Genomic DNA, 26,332 nt, shown 5'->3' with positions numbered 1-26,332 from the left:
ATCAGGTTGACAGATGATCTATTAGCGCCATAAGTGCCTGGCCGTCGATAGGTTTCCTGAAAAATCCATTCGCGCCTCTGTCCAGATAGAAGGCTTCCGAGTAGGCGGATGGCTTGCCGGTAATAATGATCACGGGGATATCGGAATGGCTGCTTCTGACATACTGAAGAAGTGCTAGTCCGGACATCTTTCTATCTCTCATTTGAACATCCGCGACTATGCAGAGGCTCTTGGAGAGGCCGTCGGATGCAAGGAACAACTCGGCGGAGGCGTATGCCTCCGCTCTGTACCCGTATGACGTCAAAAGATTGTGAAGTGATTCGCGCACGCGATCATCATCATCAATCACCGCGACGCTGCGTATGCGAGAATCCATTGTTAAACCATCCGATCCCATGGGAAGTGGGCGTCAATGATCCCGGCTCGGCGCTAACGATTGCTCAAGACTCAGATTCGTCGCCATTTTTACCAGCGCGGCAAAGGAGTCAGCTTTCATCTTGCGCATGATCTTACCTCGATGAATTTGAACTGTGTACTCCGTGATTTGGAGTTCCGCTGCGGCCTGTTTGTTCAACATTCCCTTCACCAAGAGCGGCAGCACTTCCCGCTCCCGAGGTGTCAGCGAACGGTAGCGCGACAGGAGTTCCGCATGTTCAAGGGCTTCCAGTCTAGCAAGGCGGTCCTTTTGCAGAGCCTGGTCGACGGCGGCAAGGAGAACGGTTTCATCAACAGGTTTCGTCAGGAAATCGACTGCACCGCCCTTCATTGCTTTGACGGTGGAGGGGATATCACCGCGTCCTGTGATGAAAATAATAGGAATGGACACTTGCTCCGAAATGACCTTTTGAACGTCCAGGCCGTTCATCCCTGGCATTTTAAGGTCGAGAATTAGACAGGCCGCAATATCATCTCGTTTCAATGCCAGGAATTCAATCCCAGACCCAAACAATCGGACATCCTTTCCGCTTGCCCGCAGCAACGAGGAAAGCGCATCGCGGATGATTGGATCATCGTCAACGATGTACACGATTTCGTTTTTGGAGCCCATTGAATCACCTGTTTCCTCGCTTGCAACTGGATATTATACGAAATAGTCTCCATCCATCCCCGTCGCGCCCACGATCACAATACGTCTTTTGCTGGCCTTCGGAACACTCATGCAAGCGCGCGCTCCTCCATCCAATCGACGTAAAGCCGCCGTTCCGCAAACAGCCAAGTGCCGTTCACTTTCGCAAATGTGTCGAGGTAACGGAGCGACGCCAGCATCAGACGTCGTTTTCCGCCATCGACACTGACGTGATGCGCGATGCAGTAGGCTTCGCTAGTGGCTTGCTCTGCCGTCAGTGTGTAAATCGTGCTCTGCCCGACGAAGTGCGTGGTCGCGTAGTATTTGTTCAGATCTGCGAATATTGGGGCAAGCGCCTCTCGCGAGTGCAAATCTATTGAAGGCTCCGTATCTTTGGCGTTCATGTAGACAACGAAGTGCGTGTCCACGGTAAAGAGAGACATCTGGCCTGTCGCATCGCGACGATCGGCGCAATGCGCGTAGGCCTCGACTAACTCTCGAATCGCGAGACGGTCCGCCACTTCTTCCGGGGAGATGCTGACGTGCTTGCTCATAAGCTGTTGTCCTTCGTTTGATTAGTTGAGTAGCGGGCGGGGCGACTATTCGAGGATTGCCCTTGGTTCGAGGAACGCCTCGATGCCGTACACACCGAATTCGCGGCCGATGCCGGAGTGCTTGAATCCGCCGAACGGCGCCTGCTGGTCGTCCAACATTCCATTGATCGCAACGCGGCCGGCGAGGATTTGAGAGGCCACGCGGCGCGCACGCTGCATATCGGTGCCGCTTACGAAGGCGTGAAGGCCGAAATCGGTGTCGTTGGCGATCTGGATTGCATCCTCGTCGCTTTCGTAGGAGATGACACACAGAACCGGGCCGAAAATTTCTTCCCGTGCAATTGCCATGTCGTTCGTTACATTCACGAACACGGTGGGTTTCACGAAGTAGCCGGTGTTCAGGCCGGGCGGATGGCCTTCTCCGCCGATCAGTATCTCGGCCCCTTCAGCGATGCCTTTGCGAATGTACGACTGCACTCGCTCGTACTGCTTTGCGTTCACCATGGGGCCGACCGCGGTCTTTGGGTTCGATGGATCGCCCACAGGGAAGGCAGGCATGGTATCCACGATTGCACGTTTGACTTCGTCGAGCCGCCTCTTCGGCACCAACAGCCGAGTTCCCGCTGCGCATGCCTGGCCGCTGTTCAGGAACGCGATTATGAGAGCATTGGGGATCGCCTTCCCAAGGTCGGCATCGTCGAGCAGGATGTTGGGTGATTTTCCGCCCAGTTCGAGCGTGACACGCTTCATCGTTGCTGCTCCGTCACGCATGATCGACTTGCCGACAGCAACTGAGCCGGTGAACGAAATCTTGGCCACATCGGGATTGCGCACCAGTTCCGCTCCAACAACGTCTCCGCGGCCAATGACGACGTTGCAGAGGCCTTGTGGGAGATCTGCTTCGTGCAGGCACTCGAGCCAGACTTGCGTCTGGAGAGCGCTCAATTCACTCGGCTTCATCACAACAGTACAGCCAGCGGCGACGGCAGACGCAAGCTTGGCGCAAAGGAATAATGCATTAGCGTTCCAAGGTGTAATCAAACCTGCAACGCCGACCGGCTCCATGGTTACCGTTGTATTGCCCCAACTCCGGCTCAGCGGCAAATCTTGCAGTGCCTTCTCGGTAGATTGGAATACACTAGCCCCCGCCTGCACAATGGGGCCGGCGAACTGGACCACGCCGCCATACTCTTCCACCATTGCGCTCGTAAGATCCCCTACGCGCGCTGAGACCACTTCATGGAGACGGTGCAAGATTTCAGTACGCTCCCGCTTCGTCGTCAGACCGAAACTGGCGAACGCACGCTTTGCAGCGGCGATTGCTCGTCGCGCGTCTTCCTCATCGGCTAGCGTTACCCGCGCTATCGCTTTGGCGTTTGTCGGGTTGACTATATCCATGACTTCGCGACCGTGAGATTCGACGTACGTCCCGTCGATGTAGTGCTTCGTGATTGTTTTCATCGTGCTTCTCCTTGTATAGGATTTGCAGCAAGAAGGGAGAGGTGACGCACGTGAATGGGCCATCCCGCATCCCATTACCCGGCCGTGCCAACCTGCCTTCTTCGTGTTTAACCAGCTTTGCGTCTTTGAAGCGCGCCTTGATGAGACATGGCGAGATTCTTCCAAGCGCCGAGCACCCAACTGGATCGTCCCGCGCAGGCGGTGTTGCAGTTGTCTTGCTTATGCTAGGGAGGGCGGTGCCTCGCGTCTATTACATGTTTCTGGTAGCCCGTTGCACCGAAGAAAATGGCCCGTTGCTCGCGTCGGACTAGCAGGAATATGTCATAGCCCTTGGAGCCGCATTTCATTAAAACGCGTTCGAAGTGCTGCTTGATGCAACGAACTAGCCTCTTGCAGTGTCCGCTGCCTGTGGCGGAAGCGGACACCCCATTCATCGGCTGTCAAAGCGTGCGACATCAACGGCTGGTCACAAGGGTTCGGAATCGAGAAAGACATAGAGCGCTGCGATTTTTCCGTCCCGAACGATGATCACATCCCAACCCGTGTAATCCGGAGCATCGCCGTGTGGACCGGAACCCCAAGCTATGCGACCGGCGTTGTGAAGGGTCTGAGGCTTGCTGTACGGCGTATATACGAAGTGCGGATGCGTCGCACGCAGTTCGCCCGAGAATTTGTCGAGCGCATCGTGCCCGAGAATAACGCCCATGGGCGTATAGATCATGCAGTCTTCGGTATAAAACTCTTTGATCGCTGCGCGACGACGCACTGCGTCGCCTTCGCCGAAAACCTCCTGGAGGTTGCGAAAAAGCAGTTCATGGGTACGGTCTTTCATAGCATTTCTCCTTAAGCTATTGCTGTCGGCCGCTTGCGGCCACATGGGGGTGAACATTTCTTTTATGCCCGTGTCCTGAAGCGGACGCGCCAGGACGATGTGAATCGCGCCGCCGGGCTACTGGGCAAGCGCCAGGGTCTTCGCGATCGCAGCGACGACTGCGGGTCGGGTCGAGACTTCGCCATACCATCGCCTCAGGTTCGGGAACTTGTCCAGCGACGCACCGATTGCCTGATGGCGCCAAATCCATCCGAAATGAGCGATGTCTGCGATGCTGTATTCGTTGCCGGCGACGTACTTGTGATGTTCGAGGACGTGGTTGAGCACGCCGAGCGCCCGGTCGACTTCCGCAAGCGCGCGCTCCTTGGCTTCAGGCTGCGGCGGCGACTGTATCGAAGCCAGGAAGGCCTGCAGGAAGGCAGGGCTCAGGCCGGAAGCGTGGAAGAAAAGCTGTTCGAACACCTTTCCGCGGCGGGCTCCTTCGGCTGGCAAAAGCTGTCCGCTCTTCTCCGCGAGGTAGACGAGGATTGCGGCGGACTCGCTGAGTACCACCTTGCCGTCCCCGGATTTGGGGGCGCGGTCCACCAGTACGGGGACCTTTGCGTTGAGATTCATCTCCTTGAATGCAACGGTTTTCTGCTCGCCTTGGCGCAGGTTGACCGGAACTAGCCGATAGTCGAGTCCCATCTCTTCCAGCGCGATGGGGACTTTGACGCTGTTTGGCGTCGCGAATGCAAAAACTTCAATCATGATCATCTCCTTCAGTTGGTGATTGCGGTGGCGCGTTGCAGGCGTCGGCGAATGCTTCAGGACCGGCGGCCGTCGAGGCTGATGCGGCCGCCGCCAAAAGCGATCACGTGCAACAGGCCGCCGGCCATCGCGATGTTCTTGAAGAAGTGGATGAATTGGTTCTGATCGCCGAGGTGGTTGTGGAAGAACGCAGCGGTGACGAGTACGAAAACGAAAAGAACGCTGGCGACGATTCGAGTGCGGTAGCCGAGCAGAAGCGAGATGCCGCCAACGATCTCGATGAACGCGGCAACGCCGAACGCAACCGACGGCAACGGCAAGCCGACCGACTGGATGTAGCCGATGGTCATGGCCGGGGCTGATATCTTCGACAGCCCGGCGAGGATGAAGATGGTGCTGATCATCAGACGGCCCACGGCCGGTACGATGGTTGTGAGGGCATTGGAATTGGCCTGGCCGATGCCTTCGGTCTTTACGCTGACTTGGGTATTCATGATGTTTCCTTTCAGGTTGAATTGCTGTATGAATTGCTGTATGAGTTGCTGTGATACCGTTCAAAAAGTGATGAATCGGGTGGCCCGTTCGAATTCAAGACCGGCCATCGGGATGTCCCTGTTAAATCTGCGCCTGCCCGCCGTCGACGAAGATCTCCGTGCCGGCGATGAAGCTCGCATCGGACGAGGCGAGGAAGGCAGCGACACTCGCCACTTCTTCGGGATCGCCGACGCGTCCCAGCGGGATGGTCGTGGTCATGTAGTCGAGCAAACCCTGTTGCTGCGCGGCGTCGGGGCCGGCAAGATCGACAAGGCCAGGTGTCTTGATTGGGCCGGGGCTGATGACGTTGACGCGGATGCCGCGCGACTTGAGGTCGAGGGTCCAGCTGCGGGCGAAGTTGCGCACAGCCGCCTTCGAGGCGCCATAAACACTGAAGGCAGGCGTGCCCTTGATGCTGGCGTTGGAACCAGTCAGAATTACCGATGCACCGTCGACCAGCAGCGGTAGCGACTTCTGGACAGTGAAGAGCACACCCTTCACGTTGCGGCCGAACGTGTCGTCAAATTGCTCTTCGGTGATCGATCCCAAGGGCAGCATGGAGCCGCCGCCGGCGTTGACGAACAGCACGTCGATGCGACCGGCCTCCGCCTTGACGCGTTCGTAGAGGCGATTGAGATCGGTGAGAATGCTGGAATCCGCTTGTATGCCGGTGGCCCTCGACCCAATCGCCGCCACAGCGGCGTCGAGTTCAGCTTTGCGGCGGCCGGTCACAAAGACCTGCGCGCCTTCCGATGCGAAACGCTTGGCCGTGGCCAGGCCGATTCCGGTGGTGCCGCCGGTGACAACGGCAATTTTTCCTTCGAGTTTGCGTGACATGAATTTCTCCTTCGTGTGGATGTATGGCGTTACAAGACCAATTTATGGCATCATGCTATTTTTTAAAATGGCAATAATTGAAAATCACCGTTGCAGATTTGTCGATGTCGAAACTACCGGATTTTGAAGGCCTTGCAATGTTTGCCAAAGTCGCCGAGGAGGGTTCCTTCGCCGCGGCCGCCGCAGCAATGGGGGTGTCGGTTGCCACGGTGTCCCGTGCCGTCACGCGTCTTGAGGAACGGCTGGGCGGCCGCCTCTTCAACCGAACCTCGCGGCGGCTTGCGCTGACGGACTATGGCCATTCGCTGGCCGAGCGGGCAGGGCAGATGTTCGCGGTGGCCGAGGAGGCGGAGGACTTTGCGCGTGAAACTTCGAGCCGGCCCCGTGGGCTCATCAAGTTGGCAGCGCCGTTGTCATTTGGGTCACGCTGGGTCGCGCCATTGCTGCCCGAATTCTTTCGGCTCTATCCCGATATTTCGGTCGATCTTCACCTCGGGGACGCGCATGCCGATCTGATCGGAGAGGGATTTGACGCGGCCCTGCGTATCGCCATCATGGAAGATTCGTCGCTGGTCGCGCGTCTCATCGCGCCGGTACGCCGATTTGTCGTGGCTTCGCCCGCTTATCTGTCGAGATACGGCTATCCCCAGCATCCGCACGATCTCGGCGCCCACCAATGTCTTTCCTACATGAGCAGGAGCAAGCACGATGTGTGGCGCTTCACCAACCGAAAAAGCGGCGAGGAATCTGCGATCACACCATCCGGGATGTTACGGGGAACGAGCCTGGAAGCGCTTGTGCCAGCGGTACTTGCGGGAATCGCCATTACCGAGCTCCCGGAGTTCGCAGCAGCCCAGTTCCTGCGCGAAAAGCAGCTTGAGGCCATATTGACCGACTGGCGTTTGCCGGAAGGTGGCCTGTATTTTGTAACCCCCTCCAACCGCGCTCGAGCGGCAAAAATTAAGGTCTTGGCCGATTTTTTCGTCTCCAGACTTACCGCAGCAGAATGGCGCGCGGATTAGATTAAGAAATGAAACTCGGCCAGATCCATGCAGGCCATTGAAGGGATACCTGTTAGACCCTCACCACCTCATCGATCGCAGATCGATTTCAAATTAGGCCTGCACTTATTTTACATAATACAAATTATGCGAAGTTAGTTAAAGCCCCCCAACAAACCAACCGATATAAGCGCTCTGAACTAATTCTCCTACAAAACTGGAAGTAAATCTCCTAATTGCCCCGTTTGCATCTTTGTAGGAGATTTAGTTCCATAGGCGCGCGCAGCGCTTCGAACTATATTCGTGGTTGTTCTGCTTCGGACACTGAGTAAGAATTTGTCCGAAAAATGTAGTTCTATTTCTGCAGCGCGACGGTCAAGCACGCTTCGTTGCAGAAGGATTTGACGCGTTCCAGAACGGCTGCGTCTGATGGCGACCGACCACAAGATTTTGAGCATATTAGCGGCGCCCGCGCTTACGCATTCATGGCATCGAATGCCGCCTTCACTGTCCCGCCGCCAGCATCTAGCGCGTTCTACTTCCGAATTCCTGGCCCACCACAAGCACTTGCCGAGGCTGCAGGATAGGTAAAATAGAGTGCACAAATTAATGGAGGTCATCGTGAGCATCACTGAATCCACCCCCATCTTTGGGGCCAATTTCGAGCGCTTCATGTCTTTTCTGCAAGATGCAGGCGCTGGACCAGCAACGATTTCGCCCCGACGCTTCGGTCAGGTATTGGATGTAGATATGCATACGCTTGCAGCGAGCGCGCATGTACATCGAAACACGATCAGTCGGGCACCGTCCGCAGAAAGTGTGCAGCGCTATCTGCGCGAATCGGTCCAGGTTTTGTGTGCGGCGGCTGATCTCTCTGGCAGTGTTGAAAACGCGATTTTCTGGTTCAAGAACGATCCATTGCCGACGTTCGACTGTAAGACGCCACAAGATCTTGTTTCTGAGGACCGAACGAAAGCGTTGATTCGTTATATTCAATCATTGAAAGCCGGATTTACCGGGTAATTTCTATCTCACTAGAGAGTCGACGATTTAGGTCGATGTTTGTGTTGCCTGGCGTCAATATATCAATGATTCCTGTAAAAGCTCACCTATCACCGCGTCAACTCGGCAAGCTAACAAACAATTTAACGGCATTCTGTCCTGTCTAACTTAGTTACGAGTAAGTGACTCAATGAGCTCGTCATGTCTTTCTTTATCGCTCTTGTGAAGATATGTTGCTGTCGTCGATATATTGGCATGACCAGCCGTATCCTGTAGTGCCTTAAGAGACACGTCATTGTTGGCATGGGTCGTTAGCATGGTATGCCGCAACCAGTGTGCGGACGCTTGGCGCAAAGTTGAGGCGCTATCTAGGTCGCCGTCTGTCTCGGCCATAGCCCTAGCGCTCGCGAATAAGGATTTCATCGCATTCGATGCTGCCTCGTCTGTAATCGAAACGAGCGCCCGCCCGCGAGTTGACAGCACCAGTGGTGTGGACTCATCGCGCTGTGCATGCGCAATAGTCCAAATGCCATACGGTAATCGCGGAACGCGGCCAGCATGGCAGGTGCTACTGGCAGTCTGCGCGGCTTGGATCCTTTGCCCACCACATCGAGCCACCGCCGCCCATCCCCTTCTGTGTACATCGCGCCCATCTTAGCCCCGGTCAGTTCGGATAACCGGGCGCCGGTCGTGACGTAGCTGACCAGCAAAAAACGGTCGCGCGCCTTGGCTTTTATCCTTGCGGGTGTTGTTGCAGACAGGGCGTCGATAGCGGCATACACATAGTCAACGGCCTGTGTACTCAGATAGCGGGTGACGCGTGCATCACGAACAGTCTTGATATTTTTGACGAGGGCGCCGGCGTTGCGCTGCAGATATCCCGCATCCTTGGCAAATTCCAGCAACGCTTTCACCACGCGGAAAGCCTGACGAACGCTGGGTTCAGACAGCGGCCCGGAAAATGGGCGCCAGCGATCGTCACTCCTTGGCCACTTGGTTGGAGATACCCACATTGCGGCGGGTTGTGGATCTTTTAAAAAAGCCTTGTACGCAATGAGGTCTTCGATGCTTACCTGGTACAGCATTTTGGATTGATGCTGGCACCATAGCAAAAACCGCCCGAGATCTTTCTTTGTGCTCTTGATCGAATTTTCGGATAACTCGCTGCTGTACAGGAAGGCGCGCGCCAGCTCGGAATCGGTCCGTGCGGCCACCAGCGGTTCTGCTTCGCTACCGGCAAACAAGTCAACCGGTTGCTCGATGACGTCGCCGGGTTGGTCAAAATTAATCAGTTCGAAATTGTTCATGGATGCATCGCAACGCAGTTTAAAGGCCAGAAGATGCCATTTTTTTAGAGGTGTTTTCTATGTTGATTCGATCGCCATACAAATCGAGATTACATACCTAATCTCGATTATCTGAGTATATTGATAATTATAATTACAATAGTTTTACGTAATTTTCATTATTTTATTTTGATTTTTGCGTAAAATTCCCCTATCGAAGCTTCGAAGGAAAATCGTGTCCGACCGCCAGAATCTCAGCTGGGCCGCTTGTGACGCCCTTGCCGCTGAGGGCAAAAAGCCCTCCATCGGCTTGGTGCGCGAATGGACGATCGCTACCACCGGCGTCAAGAGAGGATCTGACGGCGATGTACAAAAGGATATCAACGAATGGTATGCCGATCTGCTCAAGCTGAAACGAGACAAAAGCGTTGCCGGACTGCCCGATGCCGTAGCCGCCCTCACCCGCGAGCTGTGGCGTTTCGCCGTGGAGTCAGCCAACGACTCTCTCGCTGTGGAACGAACAGCGCTAGCTGAAGAAAAGGCCGAAGCGGAAAAACTGATCGACCTGGCGCAGGAAGACACGTTGGCGGCTATCGAGATCGCCAACGAGTTGAAGGGAAAATTAACGATCGCTAACGCCACCCTCCTCGGCCGGGACGAGCAGATCAAGCGCCTGGAGGAAATGTTGTCGGAACAGCGTGCCACGCTGCAGGCGAAAGACGAGCGCATCGCCGGCTTGGCCGCCGATCTAAGCCGCAAGGCTGAGGAGCATGTGGCCGGCTTGGCTGAACTGGATGGGCTGCGCAAGCACAGCTTGCTCGAAATCGACAGGGCGCGCGGCGAATCCAAGCACTGGAAAGCCGAATCCTCGCGGGTTGAGACCGAAAGCAAATCAGCTGCACACTCCTATCGTGAAAAGATCGCCGTGCTCGATAACGAATTATCCCGTGCGCGCGGACGACTGGGGGCTGTTGAAGAGTCACTTACTGAAGCAAACAGACGCGTGGAAACATTGGTGGCTGAATTAGCTGCTTCAAATACAGTAGTCCCAGTGGCTAAGCAACGATTCGGCAGTGGTAGAAATCGCGGCGTAGGCGCGGTTCGACGACGCAAACTTTAAAAGATGCGGTTTCCATGAAGGTTCCTCATCTCTGGCGATGAAGTACCAACAAAAATTCAGATATTACGAATGGATCGGCCTTCCTTCGCAAAGATTAAAATGAAAGAAGCATTAATTAATACCATCGTCACAGATTGCCACGTCAGGCTTGCCTATACCCATCTTTGGCATCAATCGATCTACATGCACAAGGACTAATCCAGGACTTTGAACCAATTGAATGGTACAGACGCATCGGAGGTCAAAATGACTTTATCATCGGCGACATGCCAGTTGCCTTCGGCATATTTATCTGTCGCGCCATAACTCGCAGCCCAACTGAAGCGTCCGTCGGCTTGGAGACGCAGATCGATCGCGACCTCTCTCGCTCCCGACAGGTCGGTGGCAAAGAGAGTCCCTAAACGCAACAAAAGAAGTACGCCGATCGAGCGTTTTCTTTGGCAATAAATCATAACTCCAAGGCCTTATTCGATAATTCATTCCTCTTCCCGCCATGCCTGGGAAAACGCCTTGCCAATAAGCCATTCATTTGTTCCAGTGCCGACAATGTGCTGCCATGGAAAGCGCCGTTGGCGAATTCCTTGGTCATGCTCTTGCACACGGTTTGCCATTCTGCGCTCTTGATGACCCGGGCAACCGCACGGTCGACAATGATCTCGACTTTATGATCGGCGAGGTCCGCATAGAGCAAGACACCGACGTTTTCTTCGGTGTCCCAGATCCGATAATGTGCGAACAATTCATGAGCGCGATTGCGCGAGGTGACGCCGTTGAGCACTGCGGGCAAACTCAGGGCAGCTTCGATAATCATCCGGATTTCAGCGCGATGCGTGATCTCTCCTTCAGCAATCTTGTGTTGGATAGCCTTGAGCGCCATCGCCGGAAACGCATTTCGCGCACTCCCCTTAGTTGTTACGAGATGTCGGAAAATGCGCTGCAAAGTTAGTCTCATCACCAGTCTCCCGACGCACCGCCACCATCGAATCCACCACCCCTGCCGGAATAGTTACTGCCAGAATTCCCGCCGCTGCTTCCCTGGCTGAATATGCTATCAATGATGAAATCTACCGTCGTGTTCAGCACACCATTCACAATGACGCCAGAGGCATTGCCCCAGCTATTACTATCAAGGAAATGGCTCGAATGTCCGCTGCGACGCGCAAGGAAAAAAAACATGATCGCGGCCATGAAGCCCAGCGGTATCAACCAAAAAATCCAATCGGAAGATGGTTTTACCGATTGTGCCACCTGAGCTGGCGGCGCAAAATTCTCGCTGTCCAGCAACGGCATGATGGCCGAAACCCCGGCGGTCAGGCCGTCGTAATAATCGTTTTTGACAAAATATGGGGCGATGATATCTTGCAAAATCCGCTTTGACTGGGCGTCGGTCAACGAGCCTTGCACACCACGCCCGCTCAATATCATCATGCGCCGCAGCGCTTTGGGATTGTCCTTGGCTACCAGCAGGATGACGCCATCGTCGATGCCCCTGCGCCCCAGCTGCCAGGCATCGGCAACCCGCACCGCATAATCCTCGATGCCTTCCGGTTCGGTCTTGCTGAGCAGCAGAACCGCGATCTGGCTGCCGGTCCGGGCTTCGTACTGGCCCAGCACAGCGTCCAGCGTGGCGTGCTGGTCCGGCTGCAGCATGCCGACTAGGTCGGTGATATGCGATTGCAATGGCGGCACCGTCATCTGCGTCGCCATGGTTTGCGCCGCGGCCGACAGGGCCCACACAGTTAACAGCGCGAACCACCACGCCAACGTCAACCGCGACAGAGCGGATATAGCGCTATGAAGCATTATTTTTGCCGCCGCAATCGACGTCTGGCGAAATCGATATGGCCTTCTCGTTATCCACCGTCAACGGTGGCTTGACCTCGTAATTCATTGCGGCGCCGGTCTGGTTGGCCGAGAACACCATCATTTCAGCGCTCGGTAATTGGCATGTTGGGCAAAACCATGCGCCCACTCGGCGCTTCTGGCATCCAATTCACCGCGCCTGGATTTGTCCAGCTTTGGGATGAGTTGCATTTGCAGGCTTTTCGCATCTTTGCACAGAAGGCTCCAGTCCTGCTTCGCCCCTTTGGGTCGTTGATACTCGCAATAGATGACCTTAGCATTCGCTAACAAAACATAAGATCCTTCATAATCCGTTGGGAGTACGTCCTGATAATGCAGTGTGTTTTCTACGGCAGGAATCCCGTACACCGGGTCAAATAGCGCAGCGGCTTGGAGCGCCTTGACAGACTCTTTCAGCGCACTAACAGCATCTGCATGAGCAGACAACTTGTTCACTACAGGTGAAATCGTTTCTCTACTGCCGTCTTGCGCTTCCATGGTTGTTGACCAGCCAGCGTTACCAGAAATTTCTTCTACAAAGCATGCAAATCGATTGCTGGCAATCTGTGCGTAAAGGATTTGCTTGTCCGGCTCATCAACTGAAGCACGCAATTCTTGTAATGCGGCACGAAATATTTTTGCTTTCTTTTTCCCCATCATCACGCCGCAGTCATTTAAGTCTTCATCACTTAATAACTTCATTTGGGCCTGAACACTTGTGCTCGAAACGAGCAATAAAAGAAATGCCAGATAAATTCCTCGAGTCATTGACTCTCTCCGATAAAAATGTATGCCAAAGTCAAGATAGAAGTAAGACGCCCAATTTCATCTGCAACTGCGCCGCTGTCCCGTTGTGCCATCTCAGAGTGCGCTGACTGCAAATGAAGGTTGTTCTCCCAACGATCGACGGTGTGTTGGGTATATTTTCCCATAGTGATAAAGAAGCGAAATTGACGCATCAATGTAACTTCTTTTGAATTTGAAATGTGTCAGACATCGTCAATTCCCTCTCATGCTTCGATCTGTTTCGTCACTCGACACACTCCGCTGCGTCGACGGCGAGAGCCGTCGCATGCTGGCGCGCATCGGGTAATCCTACTCATCATAGTGAGTAGAAAATTGAAGTAGTCGAGGTGTCATTGTTAGGCATTACCCAGCTACCTCACCCCTGCTGACATCTGCCTGGCACGTTGATTCGTGAACTTCTATAAGAAGACCCAAGCGCAGGCGCATAAAAGCGTCATTTAGCGAGCTCGCCCGGCACGTTATAAATAAAGTGCTTATTGTCAAAGACCACTTTCCAGGTCTTTTCTTCGAGCATTGCCCCGTCTTTCATTCCTTTGGCTGTGATACGCAGGGGAACGGGTATCGTCCCGGCGACAGGATCAGTGCGATAGGTCCATCGAACCTTATCACAGCGAACTGGGTCTTGATCTCCCTCATTATCTTCATATTCTGACGTTTGTTCATTAGCGATAGGTGTTGTTGAAACGGTGTTCAGTTCGTTCGATTGTTTTAGCCAAGTTTGATATTGATTGTTAGCGTCTCCACAGTCGATTCCTGGATCAGTTTCCAACGAAGCTTTAAACGTCGCAAGTAACGCTATTGAATTTTCGTGCGGGGCGAGCACAACATTATTAATCTGAACCGACGACATTTTTGGATCTAAACCGTACTGCACTTTAATGACCCAAGCCCAGACATTCTCGCTCAATGCCTCAAAGTGAACCTTCTCTGGCGTCACCGGCTGATCCCCTTCGTAACGATAAGGGGAACTGATTTCGACGAGCTTTTCAGCGTCGCTCTTGTCGCCGGCCTGTACGTGAAATACACCATATAGTGCTCCTGGCATGCCATCCATAGGAGTGCCGCTGGCGACAAAATAGAGTTCATCACCGTTGGGACCATCTTCAGGTTTGGCCTGTTGTATTACACGAACCAGATACGTCCTATTTCCTCGCCCTACAAAAAGCCATCCTTTGTGCTCGTCAGAGTATTTGCCATAGGCGCGCGACATCACGGAATCAATGATTTCAGTCTCATCAATGGAGACATGCTTGGGCCGCATGCGACCTATCACAATCAGAGATATCGCAAACACGACCAGCAGAGCACCAAGAAGAGCCATCGCATAGACAGCATAACGAAACCAATGTCTGGTCGGTGCGGTCCGTGACGATATTGAGGGGGTATTTTCTAAAACAGGCTTTTCGTGTGGGGATTTTTCCGGCAATTCTGACATTTTTTCTCAATAATTTTTCACTGCAAGTCAACGCTAATTTAATTAGCTCAACAAAACTACGAAGCGTTGGTGTTTGTCATCATCAATTACTCTGTCAAACCATCAATCTTGTTTAGGCTTAAATTGCTTGTCGCTGATCCGGAATTTCTTGCGACGGTCCCCCAACAGTGCACGTAATTCAGCGATTGTCAGTTCGCTCTCTTCATGCATCCGGATCAGGATTGATGCCCCTACCGGCAAACGACGATGTCGGATTTTACTGATTATTGATTGACGAATTCCAAGCCGGCGACACAATGCAGCATCGTTTTTTAATCGTAGTTTTTCGATCAATGCGTCCAGCAGATGACCTGGATCGTAAGCTACCGGCTCATCGAGTTTTTTGCTTTCGAACGGGTCTGGGAAAGTATTGATGCTCATAATCGATTTGACTCCATCATGGGTTGATAAACGGAGCTTCAAGCTATACGCTTGCAACGTCCGATGCGCCATGTAATCCGTCAATGTAACTTCTTTTAAATTGGAAATGTGTCAGCCATTGTCAAATCTCAGTCACAAATATGGCCCGGCGCTTACGTAGCACGGCTGATGAGATGGTCGATAGCGGGATAGGCTGCGTGTTGAAGAAGTTGGGGTTGGGTACCGAGCGGAGAAGTTGATTCGTCTCGCAAAAAATCAGATTTTTGCGGGCTTTAAAAGCGCTAATATGTCTATAACTACCGCAATCGAATATTTCGTCGAAAAAAAAGAGACAGGTCGAAACCTGTCTCCTTCGATGGTAATTGATTTGATTACTTAGGCGCGACTGCCTTGGTATCCACCTTCGGATCTACCTTGGTTTCAGCGAAAGGTGCTTTCGCCTTGGCCTTTGCAGCTTTATGATGGGCTTTCACTTTTTTGCTCTAGGTATCCGATGCTTTGGCATCCGTCTTGACGTCGGCTTTGGCTTCAACCTTGGCTGTTTTCACGTCTGATCCAGACAACCGACATAAAAAGGCCCTGCAATGCTGCAGGGCCTTTTTCACATCAACGATTTTTTTACAATCAAACTCCCGCCTTCGTCGCATCGGCAGATGATTTCTTGTGATGCCTTTTCATATGTTTTTTATGCGCGGTGGTTTTCACGAGTTTGTCATTGTCCGCAGCCTTTTTTACGGCAGCAGATGGCGCACTCACCGGCAGAGCGCCAACGTGGTTTGTTTTGGCATCCACTTGAGCGGCAACAGCCGATGTTGCATTGCTTGCGACATTGGTCGCCGCCGTTTTAGCGGTTGTAGTTGCAGAGGTCTTAGCCGCATCGACTGCGCCATTTGCCATGGCATTGACGTCCACTTTAGCTGGGATTTGAGCATATGCAGTACCGATGGCAAACGTTGCGACAACGACGGCGGAAATAAGCTTGTTCATGGTGTATCCATCCTTTGGTGATTGTAGGCACTTCTTATGTAGGCTCTTCCTACATGCCTCGATAACGTGAGCAAGTTAAAAGCTGTTGACCCAGCAATGTGAACAATTGAAAAATCCATACTTTGACAATCGTTCTTTCAATAGACTGTACGCTCACCTAGGCTGCCGATTTAAAGCGGATACGCCGTTTGAATTTGCAACTCACATTTTTATAGGAAGTAACGCTATGAATAAGACTGAATTGATCGACGCCATTGCCGCCGATGCCGACATTTCGAAAGCCGGTGCCCAACGCGTGCTGGATTCGGTAATAGACCATGTGATCAAGGCCGTAACCAAAAGCGATACCGTGCAATTGATCGGATTCGGTTCGTTTTCTTCAGGCAAACGCGCCGCACGCGTTGGCCGCAATCCACGCACTGGTGAAGAGATTAAGATTGCTGCCGCTAAAACCGTCAAATTCACGGCTGGCAAGGGATTCAAAAACGCCGTGAATAAAAAGAAGAAATGATGTCAGGCAAGCCGCTTGAAATCACGCCAGGGGCTCGCTCGTTTTGGTCGCCATTCTTGCTCGCCCGCCATCTCATTTTATTGCTGGCAGCCTCAGCGATCATCCCTGCCGGGGCGGATACGCCCCCGGACAAACCTTCTGTGCATCGCATGTCGGAAGATGCGCCAGCAGTCGACGGGACAGCCGCCATTTCAAGTTCCATCCCCAATTCTTTTTTCTACAGCGAATCGATGCCGCCATCAGTTCCTGATGCATCCAGCGATCAAGACCTGTCGAACGAACATACAGTAACATCCGATCAAAGCCTTCGTCTCGATGAAGGTATGCGCTTGCGCCCCGATCTCGGCACCGTTGTCCAGCGCGGTACGGCTTCCTGGTATGGTCCGGGTTTTCATGGACATAAATCGGCGGACGGTGAACGCTTCAATATGTATTCAATGACGGCGGCACATCCCCATCTGCCACTGCTCAGTTGGGTACTGGTGCGCAATGTCCGCAACAACAAGGTAGCGCTGCTCAAGGTGACCGACCGCGGGCCATATCGCAGCAAACGGATTCTCGATGTCTCTTACGCTGCGGCGAAACAACTCGGTTTCGTCCACAGTGGCACCACGCAGGTCGAAGTCCGCCGGTTATCGTATAGCGAAGTCAGTTGGGTGCGCCGTCAACTCGATGAAGGAATCGATGTGTCGACGGGAGAAGATATTCGTTCATCGGTTGGCGCCAACTATGAGTCAGCAGATGAAGTACAACAGAAGACTCAGCACGACGGAAAATGATCGATTCGCCCAGATCGCCAAGCTAGGATTTTTCAGATAGATGAAATTGCGCTGCTGCGGGAAATGTCTAGTTCTGAATGTTATCTGGGCCATGACATCACTGGAAAAAACGCAATCAAGCGGGTTCCCAAATCCATCGTTTCCAACCACGTAAGTAATTCAGGCGCTCTTGATAAGTCCGCAGGATGAACAGCAGGACTATTGCCTCTAGGTGATCACACAATCGCATCAAGGAATAAACTCCACTTCGACCTCACGGCCGTCCGCCCGTCCCTCTTGGTCGATCGCCCGCAGCTGGTAACGGCCTGGCGCACCCGGCAACCAGCCAAGACTGTCGACGGCGCGCGCCTTGCCGATCAGGCCGCCGTTGGCGAACCAGAACAGCATATCCTGCGCCGAGGTGGCGTTGGCGCGCAACGCGATCGGTGTCATTTTCGAGAGTTGCAAGGTATAGGTGGCGCCGCTGTTGGGCGAAATGATCGACGGACCATCGTCGTCCGTCGGCTGCGGCCCTTGCTGCTGCGTGTTGAGCTGGCTGCAATCCGGCTGGGTCGGCGGCTGGCGGCGCGGCATGCCGGCTTCGCGGAACAGCCGTTGCATGTCTGTCGGCCAGAATTCGAACACTTCGGTGCGGGTAAACGGCCCGTCCGTACAGGTCGCCAGGCCAGTGCGGTTGTCGATCCTGACGGCGCGATGCAGGTTACTGATGCGGATCGGCGATTTACCGGGGATGAACCAGGTCTGTACCCGGTCCTTGCATAAGTCGTTTGGCAGGTCGCCGCTGGCGCGACAAACTTCGACCCGTTTAACACCGGCCGGCACCGCCTGCGGAGCCGGTAGGGATACTCCGGAATCGAGCCGTTGCGCAAGCATGCTGTCGACAATCTTGAAAAACAGCGGGGCCGCTGTTTGCACACCGACGAAAGCCGGATTACCGCTGCCGTCGAAATTGCCGACCCAGACCAGCAGCACATAGTTGCCGAACACGCCGGCGCTCCAGGCGTCGCGAAAACCCCACGATGTACCGGTCTTCCAGGCAATGGCTGGCGCGCCCGGTTCACCGGTATCGGGACGCGGATTGGTTTGCAACATTTGCAGCGTGATGAAGGCGGCTTCTTCCGACAGCAGACGTTTGTTTTCTTGGTGCGCCTCGCGCGCATCCGGCGCCTGCCGTTCATAATGCAACGGCCGCAGCACGCCGCCACTGGCCAGCATCAGATACAGGCGCGCCAGTTCCTCCATGGTCAGCTCGCCGCCGCCCAGCGCCAGCGCCAATCCGTAATGCTTTTCCGAAGCCAGCTTGCTGACTCCGGCCTGCTGCAGGAATTCGTACAGGCTGGGCTGCGCCAGTTTCGAGGCTAGCGCCACCGCCGGGATGTTACGGCTGCGCACCAACGCATCCTGGGCCGCGATCGGACCGACGAAGCGGCCGTCGAAATTCTCCGGGCTGAAGGGGCCGAAGGTAGTTGGTGCATCTTTCAGGATCGTCATCGGATGCAGCAGGCCCTGGTCGAGTCCCATGCCGTAGATGAACGGTTTCAGGGTCGAGCCGGGCGAGCGCTTGGCTTGCGTGCCGTTGACCTGGCCATCGATGCCGGGATCGAAATAATTGGCGGAGCCGACCACCGACCGCACCTCGCCGCTGCCCCGGTCAATCAGCATCGCCGCCGCGTTATTGACGCCGACGCCGCGATGATTGGCGACAAACTGGGCGAGAATACGCTCCAGCGTGTCCTGCAGTTGCAGGTCAATGCTCGACCAGATCTCACCGGCAGGCTTGGTGCGCAACAGATAGTCGCTGACATGTGGTGCCAGGAATGGCGCACTGCTGGTTGAATACAGCGGGACCCGCGCCTCCAGATCAGCTTGGTAGCGGCGTGCATCGGGGTACTGGCCGAGCCAGATTTGCGCCAGCCGGCGGCGCGCCTGGTCGCGGGTTTTCTCATGCTGCAAGCCGCCACCAAGGCGCGACATGCCGCCGCGCTTGGATGGATTTTGCGGGATCACCGCCAAAGTTAGGATTTCTGGCAAGGTCAGGTGTTCAGCGCGCTTGTGGAAATAGATCAGACTCGCCGCCGCCACTCCTTCGACATTGCCGCCGTAGGGCGCCAGGTTCAGATAGGCTTCCAGTATCTCGCGCTTGCTGTAGCGTACCTCCAGCCACACTGCTGCCGCCAGTTGCTGCAGTTTGCCACCGACATTCTGGCTCTGGATACCGTACAGGCGCCGCGCCAATTGCATCGTGATGGTGGACGCGCCCAGGCGCATGCCGCCGCCATAGGTTGACGAAACCGCCCTTCCCAGCGCCACCGGATTGATGCCGGGATGCCAGTAGAACCAGCGATCCTCGTACAGCTGCACCGCTTGCGCCAGGCGCGGATCGATATCGCTCAACGCAACCCACAGCCGATACTGCTCATCCGGCGCCAGCGCCAGACGCAACAACTGGCCATCCTTGGCATAGACCGCAGTAGACGTGCTGACCGCGGCCCGCAGCGGTGCATGCGGCCACAGGCGCAAACCGATCAACAGCAGTGCAGCCACGGCGATACCGAGCAACATCCACCGATGACGACGCACCATGACTGCCACTGATTTTCCAGTCAACATTCTATGCCACACTCCGGCCGCAATTACTGCTCTCTGCCATGTTACTTCTTGCCCGGCGCATCCACCGTCAGGCTCTGGCCGGCCGCCGAACGAGCCTGCACATTACGCTCATACATCGATTCGGCATACGCCGGGGGCACCGTGAAACGACCGCTGTTGGTGGCCTTGATGCGATAGGTGATCTCACCGAAATCCTTGCCCACCGTGCCATAGAACACCACCCGGTCTTCACGCACATCGGCGTAGGCGATATTCCAGTTCGACTTGGCGCCCGCCAAACCGGCCAGCGCCGCATTCTGGGTGCTCTGTGCGGCGCTGCCCTCGGCGGTACCGGCAGCTGGTTCAGACGGTGTATCAAGCACCGGCTCGAAGCCACCCGGTGTCAAGTCCACCAGCGCCACGTTCGGCACATAATCGCGCCCCACCGTGCGGAATTTCAGGCGCACCGTCAGCTCGTCGCCGACGCTGACCGATGTAACCGGCTTGCCATCGCGACCGACAAACTCGCGCAGCACTTCCATGCCGGAACGCAGCTCCTCTTTCGGCGGCGCCTTGTCAAAACCGGTTTCAGTCACCGCGTAATAGGCCGGCAGGTTGCTGTCGCTGCCGAAGCGCAGCTTGGCCGTTCCTGCCGTAAAGGCCATGCGCGGCACCAGGTTGTTGGGCAAAGTCAGCGGCCGTTGCTTGCCGCTGGCGTCGATTTCAGTGATCGACAATTTGCCCAGCGCATCCGGCCCCATTGCCGTGGCGTAGGCATCGAAAGCCAGGATCAGGTAAGCGCTCGACAAGGTGTTGAAATTGCCATCCGCCACCGGTTTGACCAGCGCCGTCATCACCGTCGGCGGCAAGGCCTTGACCCGCGCCGGGAAATGGCGCGACAGCAGGTACAGCACCTGCGCATCGCGAATCAACGGATCGTAATAATAGTCGTAGCCGAACGACTGACCCGGCTTGACCAGTTGCGCCACCTGTTTGTCGATCAGGTTACTGGCCAGGCGATCCTGCTTCAGCAACTGGTAGGACGCTGCCAGATAAGCTGCAGCCAAGTCGTTCTGCCAGTCTTTCGGATAGCGGCTTTCCAGCGTCTCACGGATACTGGTCAGGATCGGCGTGGTGACCACCGTCTGCCGCGTCAACAAGTATGCGGCGTAGGCGCGCACGCGCAATTGCGGCAGGCCGGTGGCCGGGCTGGCCGCTAATTTTTGTGCGTAATCCAGGCCCTTCTGCAACATGTCAGCAGGCACCGCCTCGCCGCGTTCGCGCGCCTCCAGCAAAAGGTGCAGCGCATAGATCGAGGCGAATTCGTCGGCCTGCACCGACGCATCCCACAAGCCGAATCCGCCTTCCGCATTTTGCCGCGTGCGCAACACCTTCAGCGCATCGTCGAAGCTGCGTGCGGTTTGCAGCTTGAGGTCTGATTTACCGAACTCGGGGCGCTTGGACAAGACCAGCGCCGGCACCGCCTGACTGATCATTTGCTCGCTGCAAAGATGACTAAAGTTAGCCAGGTAACTCGACAAACCGCCTGCCAGCACCAGCGGCAATGACGACACGCCAGCCTCCAGCTGCCGGTATTGCGGATACAGCGAACGCTTCAACGGCACGTCCACCGAACCATTGAAATTACCCAAAGTCAGTTGCGTGTAGCGCGCCACCGGCGGCCGCACCGAGACATCGGTGGCCAGCTTGCTGGTCTTGCTGGCGTTACTGCCCAGCGTCGACGTGAAATTCAGCGTCGCCGAACCCAGCATCGCCTGCGCACCGTCGACTGCCTTGACCCGATAGGTTGCTACCCCTTCGCGCATTTCACCGATTTTCAGTGTCTGCGTATCGCTGCCGACCACCTGCAGGTGCGGCGAGGTTTTCAATGTCAACGTCACCGGTGCATCCTTGCCGGAGCCGGCCACGTTATTGGCAACGCCGACGCTGACATCGAACTCGTCGCCCGGCGTCACCGCCAGCGGCACGTTCGGCGAAATCACGAAATCGCCGCGCACCAGCGTCTTCCCCTGTGCCGTGCCAACTGTATTGTCGTTGACCGCCACCGCCATCACCCGCATGCTGCCGTTGAAGGTATCCGGGACCTGGTAAGTGAACTCCTTGTCGCCGTCGACATCGACAATTCCCGACCAGTACACTGCCGGCTTATCATGCTTGCGCTTGAACGGATTCAAGTGCTTGCCCAGCGCACCTTCGGCGTCACCGCCCGGCGCACTGCCTGCTAACAGTTTCTTGAACTCAGGCAGGATCAGGTCGAGAATCTGCGAGCTGCGCACTTCCAGCATCTTTTTCTGGAAGAAGAAACCGAGCGGATCGGCCATCTGGTAACGCGCCACCTGCAAGATGCCTTCGTCGACCGCAAACACCACCACCCGCGTCGGCTGCGCAGACGACAGCTTGATCTTCAATGGCTGCCCCGGCTTGACCAGGTCCGGCATATTCAAGGTCAGCTTGTTGGTGCGCGCCGCCAGGCTGGTGGCGAACGGCACCACGCCATAGCTCAACGGGCTCATGAAAATTTCATCCGATGACGGATCGCGGATGAACTGCACGCTGATATAGCCGTTGCCTTGGAAAACCTTCGGCAAATGGATCTTCTGCACCGACGCCAGGGTGTCGGTCTTGAACCATTGATGAGTAAATACCTTGTCGCGCTCGATCGTGATCAGGCCGGCGCCGACATACGGCGCGCGGATGCTGACTTCGATATCGTCGCCAGGCACGTAATCCTTCTTGTTCAAAGTAAGTTGCAGCTCGGCGTTGCGCTCCAGGCTGCGCGTGACATTACCCTGCCCGGCCACCGCATATTCGATACGGTTGAATTCCAGGCCCTGGGCATCACGAATCACATAAGCGAAGTTGCCCGGCGTGTCGCTAGCGAGCGTCAAACTAAAGCCCGCAGCGGGAATCGCCAACGGCGTTTCCTTCAGCAGAATTTCCTTCTTACGCGATTCGTACTTGTAACCGCCGTCCTGCTGCTTGGTCAGTACCGAGACATACTTGCGCTCGATCTGCTGCAAGGTCAGACCGGACACCACAGTCTTCTGCGCTTTCGGATCCAGCGCGATAATCGATGCGGTGCGATGCGCGCCGCGCGACACGAAGTCGAGCGCGCCATCAGCCTTGAAACCGATCAGGTACGGCAACTCCGATACCAGCGTCGCTGTTTCCGCCGCCACACCGCGCCCGCCTTGCGGCTCGTAGGCGCGCGCCAGCACTTGCAAGCGGTACGTGGCCTTGGCGTACTTCGACAGGCCGAGGTCGAAAACTGCATCGCCCTTGTCATCGGTAGTCTGGTCGCCCAGTTCGCCGCTATAGCCATCCTTGGCCCGCTGCGGATCGTAGAACTTGTAATCCGGGAACTGTCGGAACGCCGGGAATGCCGGACTCAAGGTCAACTCGGCAGTGACACGGCGGTTTTCCGCCGCAGTGCCAAACAGATTCTGCGCATTGACCAGCAGCTTCAGGTCTTTCGGATTGAGCCAACCCTCGCTGGCTGCGGCATTGAACTTGGCCGTCACCTTCATCCGGTCCGGCTGGAATTCCTGTACCTTGACGCTGATGCTGCCGACCTGGGCGCCGGCCTTGCCGTCGCGCACCAGATACAAGTTGACGTTATAAGTGCCGGTCGGCGTGCTCTCCTGCGTAGTGTAGGACAACTCGCTGAAGCCGCCAGGCGGCAGCTTGATTTTCTCGCGCTTGACAGTCAGGCCGCGCGCATCCAGCACTTCGGCTTCCAGCGGCAAGCCGGTGATACTACCGCCCCAATTGGCCGACTTGGCAATCATGCCGATGTGGAAGGTGTCACCCGGACGATAAATACCGCGGTCGCTGAACAGATAGGCTGAGACCTGGTCTGCCACGGCAGCATTCTTGATGCCGCCGACATCGAAGCGCGACATATCCAGCGCCCGGTCGGTCTTGTTCAACGGCATGAAGCTGAGATCGCCTGCTTTCCTGACCAGCACCATCAACGGCGCGCGTTCGCGCGACAGGCCCTCGATCTTGGCGAAATGAGCGCGCCCAGCGGCGTCGGTGGCTTGCGAAAACAAGGTGACGCCGTTCTTGCCGACGATATCGACCGTTGCGCCATCGACCGGCTTGCCATTGAAAATCGACTGCACGAACACGTCCTGCGAGCCATCCAGCGATTTCTTCACCAGGATGCCGAGATCGGTGACAATCACCAGGCGCTTGTCGACCTTGCTTTCCGGCGGTGCATCGTTGCCGCTGTCACCATTTTCACCATTGGCGTTGCCCTGGTCGCCGCAATTGTCGCCGCAATCTGCGGCATTATCGTCCGCTGCCGGTTCGCCCGGCTGGCGCTGGTTCCTGGCTTCTTCTTTCTTGGCGCGCGCCTCCGCCGCAGGGTCATAACCCGTGACTGTCAACAGGAACACGCCGCGGCGGGCGCCGCCTTCGGCATCGCCTTTCAGGTACTGGTTCATGTCGACCGCTTCATAATGTGCGCGGCCACGTTCCAGATCAGGCAGCGGAATCTTCGACTCGAAGCGCTCGGTCAGATTATCAGGGCCGAAACGATCGTAAAATTCCGGATTGGCGAAATTGCCGTCGGACTGCGACACCAGATGCTGCAACTGTGTGGTCAACACCCGCCCGATCTCTATCTTGACGCCGGGCAGATCGCGCACCAGCACCGCAACCTTTTTCTCGCCGCTCATGGTCAGCAATGCGCCCTGGCTGAGAATTTTCAGTTCCGCCGGAAACGGCGGCACCGTCACCACGCGGCGGTCAGTCTTGCCCAGCACATAGCCGCCGAACGATTTCACACCGGCCTCGACCTGCACATATATCTGCGCACTGACATCGGCGTGGTATTTGAAACTGTGAACATCGGTAAATTCATGTTCGGCCGGGATTTGTTCCAGCGCCAGACGGGTCGACTGCTTCAGGATCGCCGGGGTGATTTCGCTGACATCCCACTCTTCCGGGGTGTCGTCGTCGCTGGCCGGTTTCAACACGCCGTTGCTGTCCGGATGGGTTTTCGGCAGCACCCAGGCGCTGATCGCCTTTTTCATTTCACGTTCATGCACGGTGGCAGTGGTGTTGAGCAACAGCACCTGCTCCGGCTCGTTCTTGTCGTTGGTCACGACTTGCGGCGTCATATCGGTGATCGCCAGGCTATACAGTCCCGGCACCGCGATTTTTGCGCCAAGCGGATTGCCAGATGGCGTGCCGCCACGCGCTGCCGGCACGCCCTTGTCGAGGGTAAAGCTGAGGCTGCTGCTGTCCTTCGGAATCGGCAAATTGACCGAGCGGATGTAAGCGCTCAGCTTCAGCTTGTCGTAGCCGACGGTGAATGGCGTGGTTTCCTTGCCGATACCTAGCACACCGGCGGATTGCTGCTCGAGTTGTAATTCGATCCGCTTTTCCAGTTCTGCGGAATTGACCGGGTGGCTGAAATGCAACTCGATCACCGCCTGCTTGACGGCGGGATTGACCGGATCCTGATAGAACTCGGAACGCGCGACATCGATCTTGAAAGGAGGACTGCTGAACTTGGTATCGTACTGCGCCAGCCGCACTTCCGGGCTGAACAGCTTCTTGTCGAAGCTGACCTGGAACTCACTGCCGACAGGCCAGTCTTCCGCCGGCGCAAAACTCAGCGTCTTGTCGTCGTTCCAATGCCACACCCCCGCAATCGCCGGACTGACCGTGACACCCTCAGCCACATCCTTGCCGACGCCGGCCAAGGTTGCCACTGAATGATCGAAGCTGATCCGCAGCGGCTTCGGCAAGCGGTTGGCAGGATCTTCCTGCTCGATTTCGGTGCGCCCCGGATTGTTCACCTTGAACACCACTTCGACCGGCTTCGGCTGCGCCTGCCACCAGTGGTAGCCGTACCAGCCCCCGCCGGTCAGCAGCAGCACGCACAGCAAACCAAGCAGGAAATAGCTCGGCTTGCGGCGCACAACGGAAATAGCCACCTGCCCCTTGCGTCTGCTCCAGCTTGCCCAACCAGGAGCCTGCCATGAAATTTTGCCGAACACCAGGTTCAAAAGCCATATGACTAGCATCCAGAGCGGGCGCAGGATTTTACAAATGACAGCGGGAACGGAAGAAAAAAAACGCAATAGTTTGTTGGCACTGCTTTTTGCATCATCTGCTTGCTGCATTATAAAAATACTCCCTCTCTAAAGATACAAAAACCTTTGCGCAGCTGTCGTGGTCTCACATGCAGCTGGATGGCTTTACCCCAATTTTTTGCACCCGTGGTCAAGTCGATCGTGACCCGGTAGCGTCGCTTGTTACGCACATGGATGCCGTGCGGCGCGTCAGCCGCGGTCCATTATTCGCCGCGTAGCCCCCGCCTCAGCAACTCGTGGACCATACCTGGACTGCCCCCTTGGCATGGATGGCGCGGGTCGGGGGCAGTACCTCAACCGGATCCGCCTTCCGGTCTATGCGAACTATAGCCGTATACGCAGAATTTACAACTGGCCCGAAGGAACCTCTTTGCGTGTGACTACAAAAACA

Annotated in this window: 25 protein-coding genes; 5 read left to right on the top strand and 20 right to left on the bottom strand. The window is 55.7% G+C overall.

The annotated features are described in order from the left end of the window. Position 1 precedes the first annotated feature (1 nt). The 8 genes from KHU33_RS00285 to KHU33_RS00250 form a co-directional block, all read right to left on the bottom strand. Entirely contained in the window at positions 2–376 is a 375-nt protein-coding gene (locus tag KHU33_RS00285; RefSeq protein ID WP_211460528.1) for a response regulator transcription factor, read from the bottom strand. 33 nt (positions 377–409) lie between these two features. Further along, a complete protein-coding gene (locus KHU33_RS00280; RefSeq protein WP_211460527.1) occupies positions 410–1,048 on the bottom strand; it encodes a response regulator transcription factor in 639 nt (212 codons plus the stop codon). A 107-nt stretch (positions 1,049–1,155) separates the two neighbouring features. Then, a complete protein-coding gene (locus tag KHU33_RS00275; protein ID WP_211460526.1) occupies positions 1,156–1,620 on the bottom strand; it encodes a nuclear transport factor 2 family protein in 465 nt (154 codons plus the stop codon). Between the two features lie 45 nt (positions 1,621–1,665). Then, a complete protein-coding gene (locus tag KHU33_RS00270) occupies positions 1,666–3,081 on the bottom strand; it encodes an aldehyde dehydrogenase family protein (RefSeq protein WP_211460525.1) in 1,416 nt (471 codons plus the stop codon). Positions 3,082–3,547: 466 nt separating this feature from the next. Continuing rightward, positions 3,548–3,913 (bottom strand): nuclear transport factor 2 family protein, encoded by a 366-nt coding sequence (locus tag KHU33_RS00265; RefSeq protein ID WP_211460524.1) that lies wholly within the window; start codon positions 3,911–3,913, stop codon positions 3,548–3,550. A 117-nt stretch (positions 3,914–4,030) separates the two neighbouring features. After that, positions 4,031–4,663 (bottom strand): glutathione S-transferase family protein, encoded by a 633-nt coding sequence (locus KHU33_RS00260; RefSeq protein ID WP_211460523.1) that lies wholly within the window; start codon positions 4,661–4,663, stop codon positions 4,031–4,033. 56 nt (positions 4,664–4,719) lie between these two features. Continuing rightward, the gene (locus KHU33_RS00255) at positions 4,720–5,157 is read right to left on the bottom strand and encodes a DoxX family protein (protein ID WP_211460522.1); all 438 of its coding nucleotides are present in this window, start codon (positions 5,155–5,157) and stop codon (positions 4,720–4,722) included. Between the two features lie 121 nt (positions 5,158–5,278). Further along, on the bottom strand, positions 5,279–6,034 hold the full coding sequence (locus KHU33_RS00250) for an SDR family oxidoreductase (RefSeq protein ID WP_211460521.1): 756 nt from the start codon (positions 6,032–6,034) through the stop codon (positions 5,279–5,281). A gap of 104 nt (positions 6,035–6,138) precedes the next feature. On the opposite strand from KHU33_RS00250, the gene KHU33_RS00245 reads away from it, so the two are divergent. Both KHU33_RS00245 and KHU33_RS00240 read left to right on the top strand, forming a co-directional pair. Continuing rightward, complete coding sequence (locus KHU33_RS00245) at positions 6,139–7,056, top strand: LysR family transcriptional regulator (RefSeq protein ID WP_211460570.1); 918 nt, start codon at positions 6,139–6,141, stop codon at positions 7,054–7,056. Positions 7,057–7,656: 600 nt separating this feature from the next. After that, a complete protein-coding gene (locus KHU33_RS00240) occupies positions 7,657–8,058 on the top strand; it encodes a DUF2384 domain-containing protein (protein ID WP_329956000.1) in 402 nt (133 codons plus the stop codon). 147 nt (positions 8,059–8,205) lie between these two features. Here the strand turns inward: KHU33_RS00240 and KHU33_RS26805 are convergent, their stop codons facing one another. Next, positions 8,206–8,430, bottom strand: a complete 225-nt coding sequence (locus tag KHU33_RS26805) for a tyrosine-type recombinase/integrase (RefSeq protein ID WP_407928230.1) — start codon at positions 8,428–8,430, stop codon at positions 8,206–8,208. 26 nt (positions 8,431–8,456) lie between these two features. Next, entirely contained in the window at positions 8,457–9,344 is an 888-nt protein-coding gene (locus tag KHU33_RS00230; RefSeq protein WP_211460518.1) for a tyrosine-type recombinase/integrase, read from the bottom strand. 214 nt (positions 9,345–9,558) lie between these two features. Here KHU33_RS00230 and KHU33_RS00225 point away from each other — a divergent pair, with 214 nt between their 5' ends. Continuing rightward, entirely contained in the window at positions 9,559–10,443 is an 885-nt protein-coding gene (locus KHU33_RS00225; protein ID WP_211460517.1) for a DNA-binding protein, read from the top strand. 194 nt (positions 10,444–10,637) lie between these two features. Here the strand turns inward: KHU33_RS00225 and KHU33_RS00220 are convergent, their stop codons facing one another. The 8 genes from KHU33_RS00220 to KHU33_RS00190 all read right to left on the bottom strand — a co-directional run bounded on the left by KHU33_RS00220 (position 10,638) and on the right by KHU33_RS00190 (position 15,934). Next, entirely contained in the window at positions 10,638–10,895 is a 258-nt protein-coding gene (locus tag KHU33_RS00220; protein WP_211460516.1) for a hypothetical protein, read from the bottom strand. Next, a complete protein-coding gene (locus tag KHU33_RS00215; protein WP_329955999.1) occupies positions 10,892–11,383 on the bottom strand; it encodes a TPM domain-containing protein in 492 nt (163 codons plus the stop codon). Before KHU33_RS00215 ends, KHU33_RS00220 begins: the two co-directional genes overlap by 4 nt. An 11-nt stretch (positions 11,384–11,394) precedes the next feature. Then, positions 11,395–12,246, bottom strand: a complete 852-nt coding sequence (locus KHU33_RS00210) for a TPM domain-containing protein (protein WP_211460514.1) — start codon at positions 12,244–12,246, stop codon at positions 11,395–11,397. After that, complete coding sequence (locus tag KHU33_RS26645) at positions 12,236–12,370, bottom strand: hypothetical protein (protein WP_268907098.1); 135 nt, start codon at positions 12,368–12,370, stop codon at positions 12,236–12,238. Before KHU33_RS26645 ends, KHU33_RS00210 begins: the two co-directional genes overlap by 11 nt. Continuing rightward, a complete protein-coding gene (locus tag KHU33_RS00205; protein WP_211460513.1) occupies positions 12,367–13,053 on the bottom strand; it encodes a hypothetical protein in 687 nt (228 codons plus the stop codon). The genes KHU33_RS26645 and KHU33_RS00205 overlap by 4 nt, the downstream gene beginning before the upstream one ends. Positions 13,054–13,525: 472 nt before the next feature. Continuing rightward, on the bottom strand, positions 13,526–14,527 hold the full coding sequence (locus tag KHU33_RS00200; RefSeq protein WP_230413966.1) for a hypothetical protein: 1,002 nt from the start codon (positions 14,525–14,527) through the stop codon (positions 13,526–13,528). 102 nt (positions 14,528–14,629) lie between these two features. Continuing rightward, positions 14,630–14,947, bottom strand: a complete 318-nt coding sequence (locus tag KHU33_RS00195) for a hypothetical protein (protein WP_211460512.1) — start codon at positions 14,945–14,947, stop codon at positions 14,630–14,632. A gap of 624 nt (positions 14,948–15,571) precedes the next feature. Then, entirely contained in the window at positions 15,572–15,934 is a 363-nt protein-coding gene (locus tag KHU33_RS00190) for a hypothetical protein (RefSeq protein ID WP_211460511.1), read from the bottom strand. Positions 15,935–16,160: 226 nt separating this feature from the next. Here KHU33_RS00190 and KHU33_RS00185 point away from each other — a divergent pair, with 226 nt between their 5' ends. Together KHU33_RS00185 and KHU33_RS00180 are read left to right on the top strand one after the other, a co-directional pair. Next, a complete protein-coding gene (locus KHU33_RS00185) occupies positions 16,161–16,445 on the top strand; it encodes an HU family DNA-binding protein (protein WP_211460568.1) in 285 nt (94 codons plus the stop codon). Next, entirely contained in the window at positions 16,442–17,224 is a 783-nt protein-coding gene (locus tag KHU33_RS00180) for a septal ring lytic transglycosylase RlpA family protein (RefSeq protein WP_230413965.1), read from the top strand. The genes KHU33_RS00185 and KHU33_RS00180 overlap by 4 nt, the downstream gene beginning before the upstream one ends. Positions 17,225–17,452: 228 nt before the next feature. Here the strand turns inward: KHU33_RS00180 and pbpC are convergent, their stop codons facing one another. Together pbpC and KHU33_RS00170 are read right to left on the bottom strand one after the other, a co-directional pair. Further along, positions 17,453–19,834, bottom strand: coding sequence for a penicillin-binding protein 1C (gene pbpC, locus KHU33_RS00175; protein ID WP_211460510.1), 2,382 nt, complete (start codon positions 19,832–19,834; stop codon positions 17,453–17,455). Positions 19,835–19,875: 41 nt separating this feature from the next. Next, positions 19,876–25,971 carry an alpha-2-macroglobulin gene (locus KHU33_RS00170; protein ID WP_211460509.1) on the bottom strand — a complete coding sequence of 2,032 codons (6,096 nt, stop codon included), beginning with the start codon at positions 25,969–25,971 and terminating at the stop codon, positions 19,876–19,878. Between the last annotated feature and the right edge of the window lie 361 nt (positions 25,972–26,332).

Source organism: Collimonas silvisoli (genome assembly GCF_018305005.1).
GTDB lineage: Bacteria > Pseudomonadota > Gammaproteobacteria > Burkholderiales > Burkholderiaceae_D > Collimonas > Collimonas silvisoli.
Note: the sequence above shows the minus strand (reverse complement) of the source record. Positions and strands in the feature narration are given on the sequence as shown.

Coding starts and splice junctions, on each gene's coding strand:
- KHU33_RS00285 (WP_211460528.1), bottom strand. CDS start 376: ATGGATTCTCGCATACGCAGCGTCGCGGTGATTGATGATGATGATCGC.
- KHU33_RS00280 (WP_211460527.1), bottom strand. CDS start 1,048: ATGGGCTCCAAAAACGAAATCGTGTACATCGTTGACGATGATCCAATC.
- KHU33_RS00275 (WP_211460526.1), bottom strand. CDS start 1,620: ATGAGCAAGCACGTCAGCATCTCCCCGGAAGAAGTGGCGGACCGTCTC.
- KHU33_RS00270 (WP_211460525.1), bottom strand. CDS start 3,081: ATGAAAACAATCACGAAGCACTACATCGACGGGACGTACGTCGAATCT.
- KHU33_RS00265 (WP_211460524.1), bottom strand. CDS start 3,913: ATGAAAGACCGTACCCATGAACTGCTTTTTCGCAACCTCCAGGAGGTT.
- KHU33_RS00260 (WP_211460523.1), bottom strand. CDS start 4,663: ATGATTGAAGTTTTTGCATTCGCGACGCCAAACAGCGTCAAAGTCCCC.
- KHU33_RS00255 (WP_211460522.1), bottom strand. CDS start 5,157: ATGAATACCCAAGTCAGCGTAAAGACCGAAGGCATCGGCCAGGCCAAT.
- KHU33_RS00250 (WP_211460521.1), bottom strand. CDS start 6,034: ATGTCACGCAAACTCGAAGGAAAAATTGCCGTTGTCACCGGCGGCACC.
- KHU33_RS00245 (WP_211460570.1), top strand. CDS start 6,139: ATGTCGAAACTACCGGATTTTGAAGGCCTTGCAATGTTTGCCAAAGTC.
- KHU33_RS26805 (WP_407928230.1), bottom strand. CDS start 8,430: ATGGCCGAGACAGACGGCGACCTAGATAGCGCCTCAACTTTGCGCCAA.
- KHU33_RS00230 (WP_211460518.1), bottom strand. CDS start 9,344: ATGAACAATTTCGAACTGATTAATTTTGACCAACCCGGCGACGTCATC.
- KHU33_RS00220 (WP_211460516.1), bottom strand. CDS start 10,895: ATGATTTATTGCCAAAGAAAACGCTCGATCGGCGTACTTCTTTTGTTG.
- KHU33_RS00210 (WP_211460514.1), bottom strand. CDS start 12,246: ATGCTTCATAGCGCTATATCCGCTCTGTCGCGGTTGACGTTGGCGTGG.
- KHU33_RS26645 (WP_268907098.1), bottom strand. CDS start 12,370: ATGATGGTGTTCTCGGCCAACCAGACCGGCGCCGCAATGAATTACGAG.
- KHU33_RS00205 (WP_211460513.1), bottom strand. CDS start 13,053: ATGACTCGAGGAATTTATCTGGCATTTCTTTTATTGCTCGTTTCGAGC.
- KHU33_RS00200 (WP_230413966.1), bottom strand. CDS start 14,527: ATGTCAGAATTGCCGGAAAAATCCCCACACGAAAAGCCTGTTTTAGAA.
- KHU33_RS00195 (WP_211460512.1), bottom strand. CDS start 14,947: ATGAGCATCAATACTTTCCCAGACCCGTTCGAAAGCAAAAAACTCGAT.
- KHU33_RS00190 (WP_211460511.1), bottom strand. CDS start 15,934: ATGAACAAGCTTATTTCCGCCGTCGTTGTCGCAACGTTTGCCATCGGT.
- KHU33_RS00185 (WP_211460568.1), top strand. CDS start 16,161: ATGAATAAGACTGAATTGATCGACGCCATTGCCGCCGATGCCGACATT.
- KHU33_RS00180 (WP_230413965.1), top strand. CDS start 16,442: ATGATGTCAGGCAAGCCGCTTGAAATCACGCCAGGGGCTCGCTCGTTT.
- pbpC (WP_211460510.1), bottom strand. CDS start 19,834: ATGTTGACTGGAAAATCAGTGGCAGTCATGGTGCGTCGTCATCGGTGG.
- KHU33_RS00170 (WP_211460509.1), bottom strand. CDS start 25,971: ATGCAGCAAGCAGATGATGCAAAAAGCAGTGCCAACAAACTATTGCGT.